The sequence below is a fragment of the Stutzerimonas sp. 21-1 genome, from assembly GCF_056336065.1.
Map to the genome: position 1 here is coordinate 2,006,845 of NZ_CM150500.1, position 19,942 is coordinate 2,026,786.

17 protein-coding genes are annotated in these 19,942 nt (G+C 67.3%); 11 read left to right on the forward strand and 6 right to left on the reverse strand.

What is annotated here, in order from left to right; all coding sequences use genetic code 11:
- Positions 1-44 precede the first annotated feature (44 nt).
- The gene (locus tag AC0ZJQ_RS09805; RefSeq protein WP_008568739.1) at positions 45-320 is read left to right on the forward strand and encodes a DUF1652 domain-containing protein; all 276 of its coding nucleotides are present in this window, start codon (positions 45-47) and stop codon (positions 318-320) included.
- Here the strand turns inward: AC0ZJQ_RS09805 and AC0ZJQ_RS09810 are convergent.
- The 3 genes from AC0ZJQ_RS09810 to AC0ZJQ_RS09820 all read right to left on the reverse strand — a co-directional run bounded on the left by AC0ZJQ_RS09810 (position 304) and on the right by AC0ZJQ_RS09820 (position 1,822).
- Complete coding sequence (locus AC0ZJQ_RS09810; protein ID WP_213663324.1) at positions 304-591, reverse strand: DUF2061 domain-containing protein; 288 nt, start codon at positions 589-591, stop codon at positions 304-306. The genes AC0ZJQ_RS09805 and AC0ZJQ_RS09810 overlap by 17 nt on opposite strands.
- Before the next feature lie 104 nt (positions 592-695).
- Positions 696-1,226: a ferritin-like domain-containing protein gene (locus AC0ZJQ_RS09815; protein WP_476476567.1), complete on the reverse strand. Its 531-nt coding sequence runs from the start codon at positions 1,224-1,226 to the stop codon at positions 696-698.
- A 95-nt stretch (positions 1,227-1,321) separates the two neighbouring features.
- Positions 1,322-1,822 carry a CinA family protein gene (locus tag AC0ZJQ_RS09820; RefSeq protein WP_476476568.1) on the reverse strand — a complete coding sequence of 167 codons (501 nt, stop codon included), beginning with the start codon at positions 1,820-1,822 and terminating at the stop codon, positions 1,322-1,324.
- 278 nt (positions 1,823-2,100) lie between these two features.
- On the opposite strand from AC0ZJQ_RS09820, the gene glgA reads away from it, so the two are divergent.
- The 7 genes from glgA (at position 2,101) to AC0ZJQ_RS09855 (ending at position 13,953) form a co-directional block, all read left to right on the forward strand.
- Positions 2,101-3,651, forward strand: a complete 1,551-nt coding sequence (gene glgA, locus AC0ZJQ_RS09825; RefSeq protein WP_476476569.1) for a glycogen synthase GlgA — start codon at positions 2,101-2,103, stop codon at positions 3,649-3,651.
- A 24-nt stretch (positions 3,652-3,675) separates the two neighbouring features.
- Positions 3,676-5,448, forward strand: coding sequence for a malto-oligosyltrehalose trehalohydrolase (gene treZ, locus AC0ZJQ_RS09830; RefSeq protein ID WP_476476570.1), 1,773 nt, complete (start codon positions 3,676-3,678; stop codon positions 5,446-5,448).
- Positions 5,441-7,516: a 4-alpha-glucanotransferase gene (gene malQ, locus AC0ZJQ_RS09835; protein WP_155551901.1), complete on the forward strand. Its 2,076-nt coding sequence runs from the start codon at positions 5,441-5,443 to the stop codon at positions 7,514-7,516. The genes treZ and malQ overlap by 8 nt, the downstream gene beginning before the upstream one ends.
- Positions 7,513-10,323 carry a malto-oligosyltrehalose synthase gene (locus AC0ZJQ_RS09840; RefSeq protein WP_155551899.1) on the forward strand — a complete coding sequence of 937 codons (2,811 nt, stop codon included), beginning with the start codon at positions 7,513-7,515 and terminating at the stop codon, positions 10,321-10,323. The genes malQ and AC0ZJQ_RS09840 overlap by 4 nt, the downstream gene beginning before the upstream one ends.
- Entirely contained in the window at positions 10,320-10,658 is a 339-nt protein-coding gene (locus tag AC0ZJQ_RS09845; protein ID WP_008568744.1) for a DUF2934 domain-containing protein, read from the forward strand. The genes AC0ZJQ_RS09840 and AC0ZJQ_RS09845 overlap by 4 nt, the downstream gene beginning before the upstream one ends.
- A gap of 81 nt (positions 10,659-10,739) precedes the next feature.
- A complete protein-coding gene (glgX, locus tag AC0ZJQ_RS09850; RefSeq protein WP_155551897.1) occupies positions 10,740-12,893 on the forward strand; it encodes a glycogen debranching protein GlgX in 2,154 nt (717 codons plus the stop codon).
- 190 nt (positions 12,894-13,083) lie between these two features.
- Positions 13,084-13,953, forward strand: a complete 870-nt coding sequence (locus tag AC0ZJQ_RS09855; RefSeq protein ID WP_155551895.1) for a M23 family metallopeptidase — start codon at positions 13,084-13,086, stop codon at positions 13,951-13,953.
- A 3-nt stretch (positions 13,954-13,956) separates the two neighbouring features.
- Here the strand turns inward: AC0ZJQ_RS09855 and AC0ZJQ_RS09860 are convergent, their stop codons facing one another.
- The 3 genes from AC0ZJQ_RS09860 to AC0ZJQ_RS09870 are packed head-to-tail and all read right to left on the reverse strand — an operon-like array spanning position 13,957 to position 16,442.
- On the reverse strand, positions 13,957-14,817 hold the full coding sequence (locus AC0ZJQ_RS09860) for a DUF2218 domain-containing protein (RefSeq protein ID WP_476476571.1): 861 nt from the start codon (positions 14,815-14,817) through the stop codon (positions 13,957-13,959).
- Positions 14,801-15,595 carry an SDR family NAD(P)-dependent oxidoreductase gene (locus AC0ZJQ_RS09865; protein ID WP_213663313.1) on the reverse strand — a complete coding sequence of 265 codons (795 nt, stop codon included), beginning with the start codon at positions 15,593-15,595 and terminating at the stop codon, positions 14,801-14,803. Before AC0ZJQ_RS09865 ends, AC0ZJQ_RS09860 begins: the two co-directional genes overlap by 17 nt.
- Before the next feature lie 10 nt (positions 15,596-15,605).
- Entirely contained in the window at positions 15,606-16,442 is an 837-nt protein-coding gene (locus AC0ZJQ_RS09870) for a DODA-type extradiol aromatic ring-opening family dioxygenase (protein WP_476476572.1), read from the reverse strand.
- A gap of 104 nt (positions 16,443-16,546) precedes the next feature.
- Between AC0ZJQ_RS09870 and AC0ZJQ_RS09875 the strand changes: the two genes are divergently transcribed.
- The 3 genes from AC0ZJQ_RS09875 to AC0ZJQ_RS09885 all read left to right on the forward strand — a co-directional run bounded on the left by AC0ZJQ_RS09875 (position 16,547) and on the right by AC0ZJQ_RS09885 (position 19,931).
- A complete protein-coding gene (locus AC0ZJQ_RS09875) occupies positions 16,547-17,467 on the forward strand; it encodes a LysR family transcriptional regulator (RefSeq protein ID WP_476476573.1) in 921 nt (306 codons plus the stop codon).
- A 248-nt stretch (positions 17,468-17,715) separates the two neighbouring features.
- Positions 17,716-18,993: a zinc-dependent alcohol dehydrogenase gene (locus AC0ZJQ_RS09880; protein WP_476476574.1), complete on the forward strand. Its 1,278-nt coding sequence runs from the start codon at positions 17,716-17,718 to the stop codon at positions 18,991-18,993.
- Positions 18,994-19,013: 20 nt separating this feature from the next.
- A complete protein-coding gene (locus tag AC0ZJQ_RS09885) occupies positions 19,014-19,931 on the forward strand; it encodes a DUF72 domain-containing protein (RefSeq protein WP_476476575.1) in 918 nt (305 codons plus the stop codon).
- Positions 19,932-19,942 lie beyond the last annotated feature (11 nt).

The window sequence follows — 19,942 nt, forward strand, 5'->3', positions numbered from 1 at the left end:
ATGCCGCGGTGCAGTGTTCCGCCCCTACAGAAAAGGAGGATTTTATGGGCTCGCGACTCCCCCTGTTCAAGATCGAAGCGATCCTGCACGACTACCTGCGCCCCTATCGCTGCGAATGCATAGAGCAACCCAGCGGCCTCAGTGTGCGGCTGTACGATGCCCAGGCCGAACACGAAGAACTGACGGTACACGGCGTGACCCATGAGCAGTGCCGCGACGCCGCCAATCTTGTGCGTCTGGCACAGGAGCTGCGCATCGAGATGCTGGTCACGCGCAGCGAAATGCCGGCCGAGCACGCAACGCTCAGCTCCGTCGAATAGCCGAGGCTTCGGGGCGGGTGCCCTTGCGCCGCGCGAGGTATTTCATGAACACGTCGTGCCCGTAGCTGTGGCTTTGCTGCGGTGTCTGCCGGCCGAAGCGGTTCCAGGCGCGCTCGTGAAAATAGAACACCACGGTATTGAGCAGCGGCTCGATCAGCGCCGCTGCGCCGCTGATCGCGACATTGCCGGTCAATGCATAGACCACGATGAAGGCCGTGGCGAAATGCAGGATGGCGAAGGTGAAGGTCTTCAGTAGCGGTCTGGGTTTCATCGAAGGTTCCCATCGCGTCGCCGCCGCCCCCCGGGCAGCTGCGCGAACGGTGCGCTGAATGTGGGCGGGCTGCGCTCCCTCTCCCGCCGACGTGGAGGCGGCGCTTAACGCTTGGCCTCGACATGCGGCTCGGCGGCGCGCGTCAGGTAGGCGTGGGTCAATTCGGGCAGATGGTCGCGCAGCCAGTCGGCCATCGCGATTTCCTCGACCAGAATGCGTTCGCAGACTTCCTTGGTCTCGAGATCGCCAACGGCCTCGGCAGCCGCGATGAGAATCTTGTAGGAGGCGATTTCCAGGTTCTCGAACACGTAACCCATCTGCGCGCCTTTGACGATCTCGTCATTGACCATCATGCCGCCCATCGCCTGCCCCATCGCCAGCATCTTGCCGCCCAGGTCTTTCAGCCCGGAATAGGACCTGTCGTGGCGGCGCAGGCAGCCCTCGATCAAGCGGGACTGGTTCTGGGTTTCGGTAATGTGCTGCTCGATGCGCGCCTTCAGCTCGGGATAGTGCTGGATGCGGCTGGCCTGCTTGGTGAGCATGGTTTCGGCCTGAACCTCCATCGCGTGGGCATCGCGCAGCCATTCGATGAGGCGTTCGGTACGGACGTCGTGGCCGGTCTGGGCACTTTGCATGGGCGTCTCCTGTAAGGCGTGAATGTCGGACCCTGTGTTGGGTGTGAAACGCACGCCGTCCAGGGAGTTCCCCCCGTCCGACTGACTGCACGCCGCTAGCCCTGACTGATCAGCAGCCCCTGCAGCTGCGCATAGCGCTGCGGCAACTGCTCGAGCCCGTAGCGCGCAGCCTGTTTGCGAATCGCCACGCGGTCACCATCGAACTTCACTGTTTCGCTGATCGACACCAGCCGCTCAGCCTCGCGCAGCGCCCAGGCGAAGCACTGGGTGCCGCCCTCGTCCTCCTGGGCATCGTCGGCAACGCCGGTGTTGGCCACGCTGAGCGACGCCGTACTGGCATGCAACGCACCCGTGGCCATTTCGGTGGCGACCTGCTCGCTGGTCAGGCCGAAGCGCTCGATGGTGGCGAAACTAACCTGCAGCAGCCGGTGTTTGGCCGGCGGTGAATAGACCACGAAGCCGCTGTCGAGCACCTGCCCGCAGCCCGGAATATCGGCCAGCAGCGAGGCCATCAGCCCGCAGGTGCAGGACTCGGCCGTACTCAGCACTAGCTGCCGGTCGCGCAGGAATGCCACCACTTCTTCGAGCCTTTGCATGATCGCCTCCGTAACGGTTTGCCTACCGTTCGGAGCAGCCTGTCGGAAACGAGTTCCGCACCCGGTCTTTTTCAAGCGAAACCAGAACTTTCTCACAGACTGCCCGGTCTGGTTTTTGGTAGGGCCAGCGTAGCCCCACCCCCGCCGTTCGGCGGCTCGCAATATTGATTCCTGCCTATCGTGTTCACGGTTGTGACGGTCATCAGATCGTTGCACTGGAGAAATATGCTCGTAACTGGCGCCGGCGCCTGGATGCCGGATCACTTGGGGAGATCGTGATGAGTATTGCGGTGAACGCCGGTTCCATTCGCCTGAACAAGACCCAGCCCGCCATTCGGCTAACGCCGCGCCCGGTGCTGCAGGTTCGCAGCAGTCACAGCGAGAAAAAGAAAATCCTCTTCGTCACCTCGGAGCTGACCGATCTGATCAAGACCGGTGGGCTGGCCGATGTGTCCGCCGCCCTGCCCCGCGCGCTCGGTACGCTGCACGACGTGCGCGTGCTGATTCCCGGCTACACGCAGGTGCTGCGCAGCGGTCATGCGATCCGCGTGGTCGGCAGCCTCGGCGCCCAGGCGGAGATCCCTGCCTGCCGCATCGGCCGAATGGACATGCCCGACGGCCTGATCATCTACGTGCTGATCTGCCCGGAGCTCTACGAGCGCGACGGCAACCCATACGGCGACGGCCACGGCAATAACTGGCCGGATAACCCGGTGCGCTTTGCCCGCCTGTGCCTGGCCGCCGCGGAAATCGCCGCCGGCACCGCCTGCATCCGCTGGACACCGGAACTGGTGCACGCGCACGACTGGCCCACCGGGCTCACGCCCGCTTACATGCACTGGCGCGGGCTGCGCACGCCGAGCGTGTTCACCATTCACAACCTGGCCTACCAGGGCAACATCGACATGAGCCTGCGCCGCGCACTGGCGCTGCCGCACGAGGCCTGCGGCGTGGAACGCATGGAGTTCTACGGCAAGCTCTCGCTGCTCAAGGCCGGCATCGCCTACGCCAGCCACGTCACCACCGTCAGCGCGACCTATGCGCAGGAAATCACCACCGAAGAATTCGGCTGCGGCATGGAAGGTTTTCTGCGCATGAAGGCGCGCCAGGGCCTGCTCAGCGGCCTGCTCAACGGCATCGATGAAAGCTGGGAACCGCAGAGCGACCCTCATCTGGTGCGCGGCTTCAGTGCGCGCGACTGGCAGGGCAAGGCCGCCAACGCCGCCTATGTTCGTCAGACGTTCGGCCTCGAGGCCGACGCCAGTCCACTGTTCGCCGTGGTGTCACGTCTGGTGCAGCAGAAAGGCATCGACCTGACCCTGGCCGTCGCCGAAACCATCGTCGCCAACGGCGGCCAGCTGGCCATTCTCGGCCAGGGCGAACCGCACATCGAAGAAGAGGTGCGCGAACTCGCCCGTCGCTATCCGGGCCGCGTCGCCGCGCATATCGGTTTCAACGAACTCGATGCGCGGCGGTTGTTCGCCGGCAGCGATTTTCTGCTGATGCCCTCGCGCTACGAGCCGTGCGGCCTCAGCCAGATGTATGCCCAGCGCTACGCCTCGCTGCCGATCGCCCGCCGCACCGGCGGCCTGGCCGACTCCATCGAGGACGGGCTGACCGGCTTCTTGTTCGACCAGACCAGCGTCGACAGCTATCGCCACGCGGTGCTGCGCGCCCTGGAGATTCACCAGCGGCCGGACCTGCTCTGCGGCATGCGCTGCCGGGCGATGGCCACCGGGTTCTTCTGGCGCCACGCCATCGCCCCGTACGACCACCTGTACCAGCAACTGCTGGGGGTACACCGCGAGGTCGCCCACGCCATTTCCTGAGTGCGCCAACCCCGAGGACTGTCAATGCCATCCATGCGTGCCCCCATCGGACGACACGGCCCACAACTGCTGGACTGCAACACCACCCGCTTCAGGCTCTGGGCGCCGGATGCCGCAAGCGTGGCGCTGGTTATCGTTGGCGGCGAAACGCTGCCGATGCAGCCCGAAGCGAACGGCTGGTACGGCGTGGACGCTCCGTATGGCGCGGGTACGCTGTATCGCTTTCTCATCGACGGCGAACTGCAGGTGCCCGACCCGGCGTCACGCGCGCAGGCCGGCGATGTGCACGACCCCAGTGTGGTGGTCGACCCCAACGACTACCTGTGGCGTCACGCCGGCTGGCAGGGCCGCCCGTGGCACGAAACGGTGCTCTACGAACTGCATGTCGGCCTGCTCGGTGGCTTTGCCGGGGTCGAGCAACACCTGGCGGACCTCGCTGCCCTGGGCGTCACCGCCATCGAACTGATGCCGCTGGCGGAGTTTCCCGGCGAGCGCAACTGGGGCTACGACGGTGTCCTGCCCTACGCACCGGAGGCGGCCTACGGCTCGCCGGCCGAACTCAAGCAGCTGATCGACAGCGCCCACGGTCACGGGCTGATGGTCTTCCTCGATGTGGTCTACAACCACTTCGGCCCGGACGGCAATTACCTCGGCCGCTACGCCAAGCACTTCTTCCGCCACGACCAGCAGACCCCCTGGGGCGATGCCATCGACTTCCGCCGCCGTGAGGTTCGCGATTTCTTCATCGACAACGCACTGATGTGGCTGCAGGAGTACCGTTTCGACGGCCTGCGCCTGGACGCCGTGCACGCCATCCCCGAACGCAGCTTCCTCACCGAACTGGCGGCCCGGGTACGCGAGGCCACCGAGCCTGGCCGGCACGTCCACCTGGTGCTGGAGAACGAGGACAACCGCGCCAGCCTGCTGGCCCAGGGCTTCACCGCGCAGTGGAACGACGACGGCCACAACGTCCTGCACTGCCTGCTCACCGGCGAACACCAGGGCTACTACGCCGACTACCACGGCAACGCCAGTGCCAAGCTGGCGCGCTTTCTCGGCGAGGGTTTCATCTACCAGGGCGAGGCCAACCGCCATGGCGAGACGCGCGGCGAACCCAGCGGGCACCTGTCGCCGACGGCCTTTGTGCTGTTCCTGCAGAACCACGACCAGATCGGCAACCGCGCCTTCGGCGAACGCCTGATCAGCCTCACCGACCCGCAATCGCTGCGCGCCGCGACCGCCGTGCTGTTGCTCTCACCAATGATTCCGCTGCTGTTCATGGGCGAAGAATGGGGCGCGCGCCAGCCGTTCCTGTTCTTCACCAGCCATCACGGCGAACTGGCGGACGCCGTGCGCGAAGGCCGCCGCAACGAGTTCGCCGAGTTCGCCGAATTTGCCGACGAGAACACCCGCGAGCGCATCCCGGACCCCAACGCCATCGCCACCTTCGACGCCTCGCGCCCGGATTTCGGCGCGCGTCAGGAGCCCGGACATGCCGAATGGCATGCGCTGTACAACCAGCTGCTGGACATTCGCCGGCGCGAGATCGTGCCGCGCCTGCCGGGCGCACGTTTTCTCGATGCCCGCGTGCTGGGCGACGCGGCGGTGCTGGTGCACTGGCGCCTCGGCGACGGCTGCCGGTTGCGGCTGGAGCTGAACCTCGGCGAGCAGGTCGCAGCGCTGTCGGAGGCCGCGCCGGGAGCCGAACTGCTGTTCGCCAGCCGCGAGACGGTCGATGCGCGCGATGCGTTGGCGCCGCGTCTGGCCAGGCTGTATCTGGAGAAAGACCATGAGTGACGAAGCGCTGATCCGCCTGGCTACTGCCGCGGGGCTGTCCGTCGACTGGACGGATGCCGACAACCGCCGGCAACGCGTCGAGCCACAGGTGCTTCGCGAAGTGCTCGGCTGCCTCGGGCTGGCCGCGCACAGTGAGGCCGACGTCCAGGCCAGCCTCGAGCTGCTCGCGCAGCAGTACAACCATGGCGGCGTGCCGCCCCTGTTGACCTGCGACCAGCACGCCGCGCTGGAGCTGGGCGGCTATTTCGCGCCGGCGAGCCACTACCAGCTGACGTCCGAGGACGGCGAAGCCCGGCACGGCCAGCTCGACGAGCAGGCGCGGCTCCCGGCGATCATCACACCCGGCTACTACCACTTGAACATCGCCGAGCATCAGCTGACCGTCGCCGTGGCGCCGCATGCCTGCCCGACCGTGGCGGAAATCGCCGGTGCCGCTGCCTGGGGCCTCACCGTACAGCTGTACGCCCTGCGCCGGCCGGGCGACGGCGGCCTGGGCGATACCCAGGCGCTGGAAACCCTGGCCCGCAGTGCTGCCACCCATGGGGCCGACGCACTGGGCATCAGCCCGGTGCACGCCATGTTCAGTGCCTACCCGCATCAGTACAGCCCCTACTCGCCATCCAGCCGGCTGTTCCTCAACGTTCTGCACGCCTCGCCCGGCGCGATCCTAGGCGAACGCCCGGTGCAGCAGGCCATCGAAACCTGCGAGCTGGGCCGCGAGCGGGAACGCCTGGAGCAGCTGGAGCTGATCGACTGGCCTGCCGTGGCGCTCAGCCGTCAGCGCCTGCTGCGTCAGCTGTTCGAGGATTTCAGTCGCGGCGGCAACGCGCAGCAGGTCGATTTCGACAGCTTCCGCGCCAGCGGTGGCGAAGCGCTGGAAAACCACTGCCGCTTCGAGGCGCTGCACGACCACCTGCGCGACGCCGAGGGCAACCCGCAGCACTGGAATGCCTGGCCGGCCGAGTACCGCGACCCGGCCAGCCCGGCGGTGGCCGCCTTTGCCCGCGAACACGCCGACGCGATCAGCTATCACGCCTTCGGGCAATGGCTGATGGCGCGCGGGCTGCAGCGCGCCCACGTCGCCGCGCGCAGCGCCGGCATGCGCATCGGCCTGATCTCGGACCTGGCCGTCGGCGCCGATGGCGGCGGCAGCCAGGCCTGGAGTCGGCAGTCCGAACTGCTGGCCGCGCTCAGCGTCGGCGCGCCACCGGACGTAATGAACCGCGCCGGGCAGAACTGGGGCATCTCCGCCTTCTCGCCCTGGGGCCTGCGGCGCCACGGCTTTCGCGCCTACATCGAGATGCTGCGCGCCAACCTCGCGCACGCCGGCGGCATGCGCATCGACCACGTGCTGGGCCTCAAGCGCCTGTGGGTGATGCCGGCCGGCGCCGATCCGAAGCGCGGCGTGTACCTCAACTACCCCTTCGACGACATGCTGCGCCTGCTCTGCCTGGAGGCCTGGCGGCACCGTGCGGTGATCCTCGGCGAAGACCTCGGCACCATTCCCGAAGGCCTGCGCGAGGTGCTCGCCGCGCGCGGCATACTCGGCATGCGCGTGCTGCTGTTCGAGCAGCACCACGGCCATTTTCAGCGCGCCGGGCAGTATTCCGATCAGGCGCTGGCGACCAGCACCACCCATGACATCCCACCGCTCGCCGGCTGGTGGAGCGGGCATGACATCGACTGGCGGATCAGAATCGGCCAGCTCAGCGAAGCGGATCGCGAGTCGCAGTGGCGCGCCCGCGAGCACGAGCGCGCCGGGCTGAACCGCGTGCTCTGCGAAGACAGCGGACGCGATCCCGGGCAGCTGCTGGAGGTTCAAGAGGCGGTCGATGCCGCCGCCTGTTTCCTCGGTCATACCCCCGCACCACTGGCGCTGCTGCCGGTGGAGGATGCGCTCGGCCTCAGCGAGCAGACCAACATGCCCGGCATCGTCGAAGTCCATCCGAACTGGCGACGGCGCTACCCGCACGACAGCGCCGCCCTGCTCGACCAGGCCTGCTGCAGCCGCCGCCTGCATTGCCTGAACAAGGCCCGCCACGATCACCGCGAAGGAAGCCGTCGATGAAGCCGCTTACTGCCACGCTGCGCCTGCAGTTCCACCGCGACTTCACCCTCGACGACGCCACTGCGCTGGTCGACTACTTCGCCGCGCTCGGCATCAGCCATCTTTACGCCTCGCCGTTGCTGACCGCCCGCCCCGGCTCGATGCACGGCTACGACGTGATCGACCCGACCCGCATCAATCCCGAACTGGGCGGCGAGGCGGCACTGCGGCGCTTGGTCGAGGCACTGCGGGCGCGCGGCATGGGGCTGATCCTCGACATCGTTTCCAACCACATGGCGGTCGGCGGTGCCGGCAATCCCTGGTGGCTGGACGTGCTCGAATGGGGCAAGCGCAGCCCCTATGCGCAGTTCTACGACATCGAATGGAACTCGCCGGACCCGCTGCTCGAAGGGCAGCTGCTGGTGCCCTTCCTCGGCAGCGACTACGGCGAAGCCCTGCAGCAGGGCAACGTCGTGCTGCGCCTGGACGTGGAAAACGGCGCGCTCTATGCCGAGCACTACGAGCACCGTTTCCCGCTGACGCCACCGAGCTACGGCGAAGTGTTGCGCCAGACCGAACACCCGCAGCTGCGCGCGCTGGCCCAGCATTTCGATGCACTGAAGACCGAGCCGGCGCCCTACCTCACCGCGCAAAGGCTGCGTGCGGACCTCGCCCAGCAGCTCGAAGACGCCGACACCCGCCAGCAGCTGGAGCAGGCCCTGTCCCGCTACGATGCGACAAACGCCGAGGGCTTTCAGCGCCTGCACGCGCTGCTTGAACGCCAGCATTACCGTCTGGCGAGCTGGCGCACCGCCGCCGACGACATCAACTGGCGGCGCTTCTTCGACATCAACGAGCTGGGCGGCCTGCGCGTCGAGCGCCCGGTGGTGTTCGAGCAGACCCACGCGAAGGTCTTCCAGCTGTTGGCCGACGGCCTGGTGGACGGCCTGCGCATCGACCACATCGACGGCCTCGCCGACCCGCGCGGCTACTGCCGGCGCCTGCGTCGGCGGGTCGACCGGTTGAACGCCGCGCGTCCGCCCGAGGCAGTGCAGGATCACGTGCCGATCTACGTGGAGAAGATCCTCGCCGCCGGCGAGCATCTGCACGACGACTGGGGCGTGGACGGCACCACCGGCTATGAATTCATGAACCAGGTGTCGCTGCTGCAGCACGACCCGGCCGGGCAGGCGCCGCTTTGCGCGCTCTGGAGTGACACCAGCGGGCGCCCGGCGGACTTTCTCGAAGAAGCCCGGCAGGCACGTCAGCTGGTGCTCACCGGGCCGCTGGCCGGCGACTTCGAGGCCGTGGCACAGGCGCTGCTGCAGGTGGCGCGCGGTGACGTGATGACCCGCGACATCACCCTCGGGCAGATCCGCCGGGCGTTGCTGGAGCTGATCGTGCACTTCCCGGTCTACCGCACCTACATCGCCGCGCCGGGCCGGCGCGCGGCCGACGAGCCGTTCTTCCAGCAGGCGCTGGAAGGCGCGCGCACCACGCTGGGCGAAAGCGACTGGCCGCTGCTCGAACATCTGCAGCGCTGGCTGGGTGGCGAAAGCCTGCGCCACCTGCCGCCGGGACCGCAGCGCAAGCTGCGCCGGTACGTCTGCGCGCGCTTCCAGCAGCTCACCTCGCCGGCGGCGGCCAAGGCGGTGGAAGACACCGCCTGCTACCGTTCCGCCGTGCTGCTGTCACGCAACGACGTCGGCTTCGACCCGCAGCGCTTCAGCGCCTCGCCAGCCGACTTCCACGCCGAATGCATGCAGCGCGCCGAACACCTGCCGCACAACCTGCTGACCACCGCCACCCACGACCACAAGCGCGGCGAAGACACCCGCGCACGCATCGCCGTACTCAGCGAACGCGCGCACTGGTTCGCCGGCAAGGTGCAGGAATGGCGCGCGCTGGCCGCCGAGCTGTTGCAGCCGCTGGACGATGGCCTGGCGCCCTCGCCCGCCGACGAACTGCTGCTGTTCCAGACCCTGCTCGGCAGCTGGCCGCTGGAGCTGCGCGCGGATGATCGCGAGGGCCTGGGCGGCTACTGCGAACGCATCCTGCAATGGCAGCGCAAGGCCGTGCGCGAAGCCAAGCTGCGCAGCACCTGGGCCGCGCCCAACGAGGCGTATGAAGGCGCCTGCCAGCAATACGTCGAACGCCTGCTGCTGGGCGATGACGCCCGCCTGCGTCAGGCCATTGCCGCCGCAGCGCTCGAACTGGCGCCCGCCGGTGCGCTGAACAGCCTCGCCCAGACGCTACTGCGCATGACCACGCCCGGCGTGCCGGACCTCTACCAGGGCGCCGATTACTGGGACTTCAGTCTGGTCGACCCGGACAACCGCCGGCCGGTGGATTTCGCCGCCCGCCGCGCCAGCTTCGACCCCGCCGCCAACCCCGCCGAGCTGCTGGCCGGCTGGCACGACGCCCGCATCAAGCAATGGCTGATCGCGCGCACGCTGAACCTGCGCCTCGCCCGGCCGCAGCTGTTCGCCGGCGGGCGCTACCAACCACTGACGGTCGAGGGCGTGCAGGCCGAGCACCTGCTGGCCTTCGCCCGCGAGGCAGATGGCGACTGGCTGGTGGTGCTGGTCCCGCGCCTGAGCAGCGCCTTGCTGGACGGGAGCCCGCTGCCGCGCATCGCCGCCGAACGCTGGGGCGATACCCGCGTGCTATTGCCCGAGGCGCTGGACGGTCGGCCGCTGCAGCGACTTTTTTCTTCAACCGCAGTCACATTCCAACGAGCCGGCTTGAGCGTGGCGCAGGTACTCGACGAGCTGTCGGTGGAGGTCCTGCACACAACCGGATGTTCATCAGGAGAATCCGAACAATGAACCCAGAAGAACAACGCATCCGCGAATTCGCCTACCAGATCTGGCAATCCGAAGGCTGTCCGCACGGCCAGGAGGAGCGCCATTGGGAAATGGCACGCAAGCTGGTGGAAGCGCAGCAGAGCGCGCCCAGCGCCAAGCTGGCCAGCCGCGCCCGCAAGCCGGCCAGCAAACCCACCGAGGTGGCAGCCGATGCCGGCGCACCAGCCAGCAAGCCACGCGCCGCGCGCGCGACGACGAAGAAAGTCGCCAGCCCGGCCGCTGCCAGCGATGCGCCCCAACCGGCGCCTCAACCGACCAAGAAGCCACGCAGCTCGAAAGCCAAGAAAGACGCCTGACAAGCGTCCCGCAGCCGCTGCAGTGCCCCGGCCAGCCCGTCCGGCCGGGTCGTTCTTTCATGCGCCAATCACGGAGTTTCCATGAGCCTTCAGAAAAAGAGTCCTGCTTCCCCGGTCGTGACGCCTTCGCGGGTTCGAGAGGGCCTGCCGTTTCCGCTGGGCGCGACCTGGGATGGCCTGGGGGTGAACTTCGCGATCTTCTCGGCCCACGCCACCAAGGTCGAACTGTGCCTGTTCGACGACAAGGGCGAGACCGAGATCGAGCGCATCGAGCTGCCGGAATACACCGACGAAATCTGGCACGGCTACCTGCCCGACGCGCATCCGGGAATGATCTACGGCTACCGCGTGCACGGCCCGTACGAGCCGGAAGCCGGGCATCGCTTCAACCCCAACAAGCTGCTGATCGACCCCTACGCCAAGCAACTGGTGGGCGAGCTGCGCTGGTCGGAAGCGCTGTTCGGCTACACCATCGGCCACCCCGATGGCGACCTGAGTTTCGATGAGCGCGACAGCGCGCCCTTCGTGCCCAAGTGCAAGGTGATCGACCCGGCCTTCACCTGGGGTCGCGACCATCCGGTGCAGGTGCCGTGGGACAAGACCATCATCTACGAGACCCACGTGCGCGGTTACACCATGCGCCACCCGGCAGTCGCCGACGAGGCGCGCGGCACCTTCGCCGCGTTCAAGACGCCGGAGGTGATCGACTACATCCGCAAGCTCGGCGTCTCGTCCATCGAGTTCCTGCCGATTCATGCGTTCGTCCAGGACCAGCACCTGCTGGAAAAGGGCATGACCAACTACTGGGGCTACAACAGCATCGCCTTCTTCGCGCCGCACCCGCGCTACTTGGCCAGCGGCAAGATCAGCGAGCTCAAGGAAACCGTCGCGCACCTGCACAACGCCGATCTCGAAGTCATCCTCGACGTGGTCTACAACCACACCGCCGAGGGCAACGAGCTGGGCCCGACGCTGTCCATGCGCGGCATCGACAACGCCTCCTACTACCGCCTGATGCCGGACGACAAGCGCTACTACGTCAACGATTCGGGCACCGGCAACACGCTGGACATGAGCCACCCGTGCGTCCTGCAGATGGTCACCGACTCGCTGCGCTACTGGGCCACGGAGATGCACGTCGACGGCTTCCGCTTCGACCTGGCGACCATCCTCGGCCGCGAACACGCAGGCTTCGACGAGCGCCACAGCTTTCTCGTCGCCTGCCGTCAGGACCCGGTGCTGGCCAAGACCAAGCTCATCGCCGAACCCTGGGACTGCGGCCCCGGCGGCTATCAGGTCGGCGGTTTCCCGCCCGGCTGGGCCGAGTGGAACGATCAGTTCCGCGACACCGTGCGCGCGTTCTGGAAAGGCGACGACGGCAAGCTCGCCGACTTCGCCGCACGGCTGACCGGCTCTGGCGATCTGTACAACCAGCGCGGGCGGCGGCCGTTCAGCTCGGTCAATTTCGTCACCGCGCACGATGGCTTCACGTTGAAGGACCTGGTGTCCTACAACCACAAGCACAACGAGGACAACGACGAGGGCAACCGCGACGGCAGCGACAACAACCTGTCGTGGAATCACGGCGTCGAAGGCCCCTCGCATGATCCCGAGATCGTCACCCTGCGCTACCGGCAGATGCGCAACTTCTTCGCCACGCTGCTGTTCGCGCAGGGCACGCCGATGATCGTCGCCGGTGACGAATTCGCCCGTACCCAGCACGGCAACAACAATGCCTACTGCCAGGACAGCGAGATCGGCTGGGTCAACTGGGACATCAGCGAAGACAGCTACGGGCTGCTGGCCTTCGTGCGCAAGCTGATCCGCCTGCGTCAGCGCTTCCCGATGCTGCGCCGCACCCGCTTCCTGGTCGGCGCCTACAACGAGGAACTGGGCGTCAAGGACGTGACCTGGCTGGCGCCCAATGGCGAGGAGATGAGCATCGAGCAATGGCAGGACGCCCACAACCGCTGCATGGGCATGCTGCTCGACGGCCGCGCGCAGCCCACCGGCATCCGTCGCGCGGGTTCGGACGTGACGCTGCTGCTGATCGTCAACGCCCACCATGACCTGGTGAACTTCACCCTGCCGGAGGTGCCGCAAGGGATCTTCTGGAATCGCCTGATCGACACCAACCAGCCGCTGGTGCGCCCGGAGCGTTTCGACTTCAACGACGAATACGCGGTGACCGGACGTTCGCTGCTGTTGCTGGAGCTGATCAAGGAAGACGAATGAGCCGGCGCCGGGCGCGCGGATGAGCGGGCTCGTCAGCCCGCTCGACGTTCCGCGCATGACTGGCTGAACCGACTTCACGACGTATGGCAGTGAACCTGTGGCCGCCTCGCACCCTCGAACGCCGTGGCGACCACCCGATTCACCTGCCAGAGGCAGGCGAACAGTCCTTTTCGTGACGGATCACAGGCCCATGTACGCAATCCGACCCTTTGCCCTGGCGCTGCTGCTCGCGCTGGGCACCACCCTCGCACCGAGCGCCGCGACGGCCAGCAGCGCGGCGAAACCCATCGAAGTGCCGAGCAATCGCGCCGCCACGGTGCGCCTGCTGGTCAATCCCACACGCTCCGGCAAGGTGCTGGATGTGCGCAACGAGCTGGACGTGCCGGTTGAAGCGACGCTGCGTCTGAGCCGGCTGGTCAACGTCGCCGGGCTGCGCGACGGCGTGATCCGCAAGACGGTGCCGCCGCGCAGCCAGTTGCGCGTGGCGACGCTGGTCAAGCGCCAGGTCGGCTATCCGCTGATGTACCGCCACAGCTTCAGCTACGGAATGATCTATGCGCCCGATCCGGCGCGGCGCATGGCCGGCGGCCACGTCGGTGGGCACGCCTATGCCCTGCCCTGGAAAGGCGGACCGTTCCGCATCTCCCAGGGCGCCGGCGGCGACTACAGCCACAACACCACCAAAGGCCGCTACGCGGTGGATATCGCCATGCCGGTGGGCACACCGATCGTCGCGGCGCGCGCCGGGACGGTGGTGAAGGTGCGCGATGGTCAGCGCGGGCGTTTTCCCGATCCGGCCGGCAACTATGTGCGCATCGAGCATGCCGACGGCACCCACAGCGCCTACCTGCACCTGCGCCGCGGCTCGTTGCAGGTTCGCCCCGGTCAGCAGGTCAAGATCGGCACTCGCCTGGGCGACTCCGGCAACACCGGGCGCAGCACCGGGCCGCATCTGCATTTCGTGGTGCAGAAAAAAGTCGGGGACGAACTCGCGTCCATCCCCTTCCGTTTCGCCCAGCCGGTCGATTCGCTGCCGAACTTCGCGATGAGCGAGCCGTAACGCTCACAGCATGCGTTGCAGCACACCGTCACGCCGAACGAGGTGATGCAGCAGCGCGATGCCGGCGTGACCGACCACCAGCAGCACGGTCAGCCAGGCGAGCGGCGAATGGATGCTGCCCAGCGACGCCGCCCAGGCGATTTCCGGCCCTTTCGTCGCCAGCTGCACGCCGAACACCTCCAGCCCGTAGCCATTGCCGAGCATGAACAGGATGCCGCTGACCGGCAGCAACAGCATGCAGGCGTACAGCGCCAGATGGCCGCCCTTGACCAGCACGGCCGTGGTCGGGTCCGGCAGCGGCCGCTGCCCGCGCTGGGTCGAGGCCCAGACCACGCGCAGCACCACCAGCACCAGCAGCAAGGCGCCGATGGAGATGTGCCAGGGCACCAGCGTCTGGCCGATCCAGTGCTCGCCTTCGTCGATGCGGTCGCCGAGCTTGAGGAACTGCCAGACGATCAGTCCGGCCATCAGCCAATGGAAGCCACGGCTGACCCTGCCGTAGCGTTCGCGCGTGTCATGCAGCCTGTTTCGCTCCTCGGCCGGTGCCGCGCCGGCGCCGGCGTGCCAGGCGAACTCCAGGGGCTCGCCAGATGCCATGCGCAGCAGATGGTCGGCGACCACCTGTTGCAGTTGTCGCAGCTGTGCGGAGTTGGCGGCGTGCAGTTGAACCTCCAGGCCAGCCTTGGCGGCGCGCAAGCGACACTCGCCAATGCTGAGCGTGATTTCGCCGCCCTGCTCGTCGTGGCGCACCGGTAATTTGTGCGCCCAGTGCTTGCACAGCCGGTTGATCAGCCGCGACGGATTGGCGGTCGCCACCGTGGCGGCGCTGCTGCACGGGTAGTGCAGCTCAGGCGATGCTTTCAACGATGCCTCCTTCGACACGCAGTGCCGCGCCGGTCGTCGCGCTCGCCTGCGGCGAGGCTGCATAGACGCACAGGTTGGCCACTTCCTCGGGCGTGGCAAAGCGCTTGAGCAGCGTAGAGGGGCGGTTTTCCTCGAGGAACAGCGCTTCCATCTCGCTCACCGACACGCCGCGCTCCTCGGCCATCGCCGCCATCATCGCCAGCGCGCCGTGGGTGCGCGTCGGCCCCGGCAGGATGCTGTTAACGGTCACGCCGCTGCCGGCGAGTACCTTGGCCAGCCCGCGCGAGACGCCCTGCAGCGCGGCCTTGCTGACGCCGTAGTGGACCATTTCCGCCGGGATGTTCAGCGCCGACTCGCTGGAGATGAACTGAATGCGCCCCCAACCGCGCGCCTGCATGCCGCGGGCGTAATGCCGCGACAGGCGCACGCCGCTGAGCACATTAACCTCGAATATTTGCTGCCACTCCTCGTCGCCGATCTCGAAGAACGGCCGGGCACCGTAGATGCCGAGGTTGTTGACCAGAATGTCGGCCTCCGGCTGGGCGGCGATCAGCGTCTGGCAGCCCGCCGCGGTGCCGGCATCGGCAACCACGCCGACGACGTCGGCGCGGCCGCTGCTTTCACGCAGCTGTGCCAGCGCCGCATCCAGGCGCCCCTGCTCGCGGCCCACCAGCACCACGCTGGCGCCCGCCTTGGCCAGGCCGATGGCGATGGCCAGGCCGATGCCGTCGGTGGAACCGGTGACGATGGCCTTCTTGCCCGATAGATCGATATGCATTGCCTTCTCCTCAGTCGTCGTAACCAAAACCGTATGCGGATAGCTCGGTCTCCATGACCCGGTCGCCGAACAGCTTGCGCCCGCTCGACTGCCCCGCCGCTCCGGCGGCGACCAGCAGCGGCAGCAGATGCTCTTCGGCGCGCGCCGGATGGCAGAGCCGCGCCGATGGCGCCTGTTCCCAGTGCTGCAACGCGTGATCGCGCTGTGCCGGTGCGGCTTCGACCGCAGCGCTCAGCCAGTGATCGAACTCGGCGGAAATCGGCGTGAAGCGCGCATCACCGTAACCACGCATGTTGTGAAAACTCATGCCACTGCCGACGATCAGCACACCCTCGTCGCGCAGCGGTTCCAGCGCGCGGCCGGCGGCGAGGTGCGCCTGCGGATCGAGATCGCTGCGCAGCGACAACTGCACCACCGGGATGTCCGCGTCGGGGAACATCAGCTTCAGCGGGATGAACATGCCGTGGTCGAAGCCGCGCTGCGGGTCTGTGGCGTTCGCCAGCGCCGCCTGCCCGAGCAGCGTCGCTACGCGCGCCGCCAGTTGCGGCTCGCCCGGCGCCGGATAGCGCAGCTCGTAGGTGTGCGCGGGAAAGCCGTGGTAGTCGTAGATCAGTTCCGGCCGCGCCGCGCCGGTGACGCTGAAGGCCGTCTGCAACCAGTGCGCCGACACCATCAGGATCGCGCGCGGGCGAGCCGGCAGCGTGGCAGCGACGCTCTTGAGGAAATCGGCCATGGCTTTCCATGCGGTCGGCGGGTTCCAGTCCATGAAGAAACAGGGCCCGGCGCCGTGCGGAACGAACAGCGTCGGCATGCGCTGTTCCGGGGGCGAGACGATGACATCGGTCATGGTGCTACTCCGCAAATGAAAGTAAGCACCAGCATGGACTACAGTCAGGCGTGTGAGAATGTGCCGCTCGAAGGGAAGACTTATTACCCAGAGTAGGAACTGAGATGCTCGATCGAATCACCAGCATGCGGGTTTTCGTGCGTGCCGCCAGCGTCGGCAGCCTGTCCGGCGCCGCCCGCCAGCTGGACATGTCGCCGGCGATGGCGACCAAGCATGTCGACGCGCTGGAGCGGCGCCTGGGCGTCAAACTGTTCCACCGCAGCACTCGCCGGCTGAGCCTCACAGAAGCCGGCAGCGACTACCTGGAAGCCTGCCAGCGCATCCTGCCGGATATCGACGAGGCCGAAGCCAGCGTCGCCTCGCAGCGCATCGAGGCCACCGGCCTGCTGCGCATGAACGTGCCGCTGTCGTTCGGCGTAGGCTTCATCGCTCCGCTGATGCCGCAGTTCAGCCAGCGCCATCCGGCGGTGCGCGTGGAGCTGGGCCTGACCGACAGCCATGTCGACCTGCTCGATGACGGCTGGGACCTGGCGGTGCGCATCGGCAAGCTGGAAGACAGCCCGTTGCAGGCGCGGCGCCTGGCCGACTGCCCGCTGCAGGTCTGCGCCGCGCCGAGCTACCTCGACGCGCGCGGCATTCCCCGCCGTGTCGCCGAGCTGGCTCAGCACAACTGCCTGGGCTACAGCCTGTCCTCGCGGGTCGGCGCCAAGCGCTGGACGTTCGGCGACGAGGGCGATGTCAGCGTCGCGATCAGCGGCGATCTGGTCGCCAACAACGGTACTGCGCTGCTGGCCGCCGCCATCGGCGGTCAGGGTGTGATCTACCAGCCGCAGTTCATCGTTGCCGAGGCGCTGCGCAGCGGCGCGCTGGTCGCGCTGGAACTGGACCATCCGTGCGTCACGCTGGGCGGCATCTACGCGATCTACCCGCCCGACCGTCGGCCACCGGCCAAGGTGCGCGCGATGATCGATTATCTGGTCCAGGCCTTCGCCGGCGAGCCGCCGTGGAGCCTGGCACGCGCCTGAACCGCCGCCCGGCGCCGGCGTTGCGCGCCGACGCCGTACGGAAAAAAAGATGAACCGCCCCAATCGGAGAAAGTCCGAACAGATGTGAGCGGTGGCAAAGACGCCACGTCCGTTCGAATTCTTCCGATCCCGCGGAGCCGCGAATCGAGCATCGCGCCGTTCATCCTGCAGCATGCGAACTGCTCGTTTCCCTCCGCCCCATCGACTCGCCGCCGTGCACACCACGCGTCTGGCGAGCTGGAGTGGTTATGAAAGCTGTTGTCTATCACGCGGTCGGCGACATTCGCCTGGAGGATGTTCCCGAGCCACGCATTCAAGCCCCCACCGACGCCATCGTGCGCCTCACCGCGTCGGCGATTTGCGGCACCGACCTGCACTTCGTGCGCGGCACCGTCGGCGGCATGCAGCCGGGCACCATCCTTGGCCACGAGGGCGTCGGCATCGTTGAGGAACTCGGTGAGGACGTGCGCAACCTGCAGGTCGGCGACCGTGTGGTGATTCCCTCGACCATCGCTTGCGGCAACTGCGCCTACTGCCGCGCCGGCTACTTCGCCCAGTGCGACGTCGCCAACCCCAACGGCAAACAGGCCGGCACGGCGTTCTACGGCGGCCCCGCCGGTACCGGACCGTTCCACGGCCTGCAGGCGGAGAAGGCCCGCGTGCCGTTCGCCAACATCGGTCTGGTACGCGTGCCCTCGGATATCAGCGACGACCAGGCGATCCTGCTCTCGGACATCTTCCCCACCGGCTATTTCGGCGCCGAGATGGCCGAAATCCGTCCCGGCGATACGGTTGCGGTGTTCGGCTGCGGCCCGGTCGGCCTGTTCGCCATCGTCAGCGCCCGCTTGCTCGGCGCCGGCCGCGTGTTCGCCATCGATCAGTACCCCGACCGCTTGCGCGCCGCCAAGCGTCAGGGCGCGGAGATCATCGATTTCAACCGCGAAGACCCGATCGCAACGCTCCAGCGGCTGACCGGCGGCATTGGCGTGGACCGTGCCATCGATGCCGTCGGCATTGACGCCGAGCACGGCTGCTGCGGCGAGCAGCCCACCGGCCATGCACCGGCGCCCAACGACAACGCCCAGTGGCAGCCGGGCGACGCGCCGTCCCAGGCGCTGGAGTGGGCGGTCCAGGCCCTGGCCAAGGCCGGCACGCTGTCGATCATCGGCGTCTATTCGCCGGAGGCGATGCGTTTTCCCATCGGCCAGGCGATGAACAAGAACCTCACCATTAACATGGGCAACTGCCACCACCGCAAGTACATCCCGCGGTTGATCGAGATGATCCAGGCGCGGCGAATCGACCCGGCGAAGGTGCTCACGCAGGTCAAGCCGATGACCGACGCGATCGCTGCGTTCGAGGCGTTCGACCGCCGCGAGAACGGCTGGATCAAGGTCGAGCTGCAGCCGCAGGCCAGTTCGCGGGGCGAGGCAGCAGGCTCGGGCCAGGGGGAGGAAAAACTCGACGAAGCCATCGAACAGACCTTCCCGGCCAGCGATCCGACCGCGCCGCAGAATCCGCGTTAACGGCCGATTCGAGGGCGACGATGGCAGGCATCCACATCGGCATCTCCGGCTGGCGCTACGCGCCCTGGCGCGGCGACTTCTATCCCGAGGGGCTGAAGCAGAAGCACGAGCTGCACTTTGCCTCGCGGGCAGTCGGCAGCATCGAGATCAATGGCTCGTTCTATGCGCTGCAGACGCCGGAGCGCTACGCCGACTGGTACGCCGACACGCCGGAGGGCTTCGTTTTCAGCGTCAAGGCGCCGCGTTTCATCACCCACATCAAGCGCCTGCGCGAGGTCGAGAAGCCCATCGCCAACTTCTTCGCCTCGGGGCTGTTCGCCCTGCAGAAGAAGCTCGGCCCGCTGCTCTGGCAGTTTCCGCCGTCGTTCCGCTTCGATCCGCCGCTGTTCGAGGCGTTTCTGGCGCAGCTCCCGCATGACACCGAGGCCGCGCTGGCCGTTGCCGAAACCTGCGAACCGCGCATGGAGGGACGCAGCCTGCTGCAGATCGACCGCAAGCGTCCGCTGCGCCACGCCGTGGAAATCCGCCATGAGAGCTTCGTCGACTCGGCCTTCGTCGCGCTGCTGCGCAAGTACCGGGTGGCGCTGGTGGTGGCGGACACCGCCGGCAAATGGCCCTACCGCGAGGACCTGACCGGCGATTTCGTCTACATCCGCCTGCACGGCGCCGAGAAGCTCTACACCAGTGGCTACACCGACGAGGCGCTGGATCGCTGGTGCCGGCGCATTCGCCGCTGGAACGAAGGCACGCAGCCGGACGATGCGCAGCTCATCGACCCGCATCAGGCACCGACGCGGCATCCGCGCGAGGTGTACTGCTATTTCGACAACGACGTGAAGGTCCGGGCGCCGTACGACGCGCGCCAGCTGCTGCAGCGCCTGGGCTTGGACCAAACCCTGTCGACCACCCCGGGCCAGCTCGAAGGAACATTCCCGTGACCCTGGAAAAG

What these genes read in the sequence shown, in the direction of transcription:
- AC0ZJQ_RS09805 (WP_008568739.1), top strand. Translation starts at nt 45, where the DNA reads ATGGGCTCGCGACTCCCCCTGTTCAAGATCGAAGCGATCCTGCACGAC.
- glgA (WP_476476569.1), top strand. Translation starts at nt 2,101, where the DNA reads ATGAGTATTGCGGTGAACGCCGGTTCCATTCGCCTGAACAAGACCCAG.
- AC0ZJQ_RS09820 (WP_476476568.1), bottom strand. Translation starts at nt 1,822, where the DNA reads ATGCAAAGGCTCGAAGAAGTGGTGGCATTCCTGCGCGACCGGCAGCTA.
- malQ (WP_155551901.1), top strand. Translation starts at nt 5,441, where the DNA reads ATGAGTGACGAAGCGCTGATCCGCCTGGCTACTGCCGCGGGGCTGTCC.
- AC0ZJQ_RS09845 (WP_008568744.1), top strand. Translation starts at nt 10,320, where the DNA reads ATGAACCCAGAAGAACAACGCATCCGCGAATTCGCCTACCAGATCTGG.
- treZ (WP_476476570.1), top strand. Translation starts at nt 3,676, where the DNA reads ATGCCATCCATGCGTGCCCCCATCGGACGACACGGCCCACAACTGCTG.
- AC0ZJQ_RS09815 (WP_476476567.1), bottom strand. Translation starts at nt 1,226, where the DNA reads ATGCAAAGTGCCCAGACCGGCCACGACGTCCGTACCGAACGCCTCATC.
- glgX (WP_155551897.1), top strand. Translation starts at nt 10,740, where the DNA reads ATGAGCCTTCAGAAAAAGAGTCCTGCTTCCCCGGTCGTGACGCCTTCG.
- AC0ZJQ_RS09810 (WP_213663324.1), bottom strand. Translation starts at nt 591, where the DNA reads ATGAAACCCAGACCGCTACTGAAGACCTTCACCTTCGCCATCCTGCAT.
- AC0ZJQ_RS09880 (WP_476476574.1), top strand. Translation starts at nt 17,716, where the DNA reads ATGAAAGCTGTTGTCTATCACGCGGTCGGCGACATTCGCCTGGAGGAT.
- AC0ZJQ_RS09865 (WP_213663313.1), bottom strand. Translation starts at nt 15,595, where the DNA reads ATGCATATCGATCTATCGGGCAAGAAGGCCATCGTCACCGGTTCCACC.
- AC0ZJQ_RS09855 (WP_155551895.1), top strand. Translation starts at nt 13,084, where the DNA reads ATGTACGCAATCCGACCCTTTGCCCTGGCGCTGCTGCTCGCGCTGGGC.
- AC0ZJQ_RS09875 (WP_476476573.1), top strand. Translation starts at nt 16,547, where the DNA reads ATGCTCGATCGAATCACCAGCATGCGGGTTTTCGTGCGTGCCGCCAGC.
- AC0ZJQ_RS09885 (WP_476476575.1), top strand. Translation starts at nt 19,014, where the DNA reads ATGGCAGGCATCCACATCGGCATCTCCGGCTGGCGCTACGCGCCCTGG.
- AC0ZJQ_RS09840 (WP_155551899.1), top strand. Translation starts at nt 7,513, where the DNA reads ATGAAGCCGCTTACTGCCACGCTGCGCCTGCAGTTCCACCGCGACTTC.
- AC0ZJQ_RS09870 (WP_476476572.1), bottom strand. Translation starts at nt 16,442, where the DNA reads ATGACCGATGTCATCGTCTCGCCCCCGGAACAGCGCATGCCGACGCTG.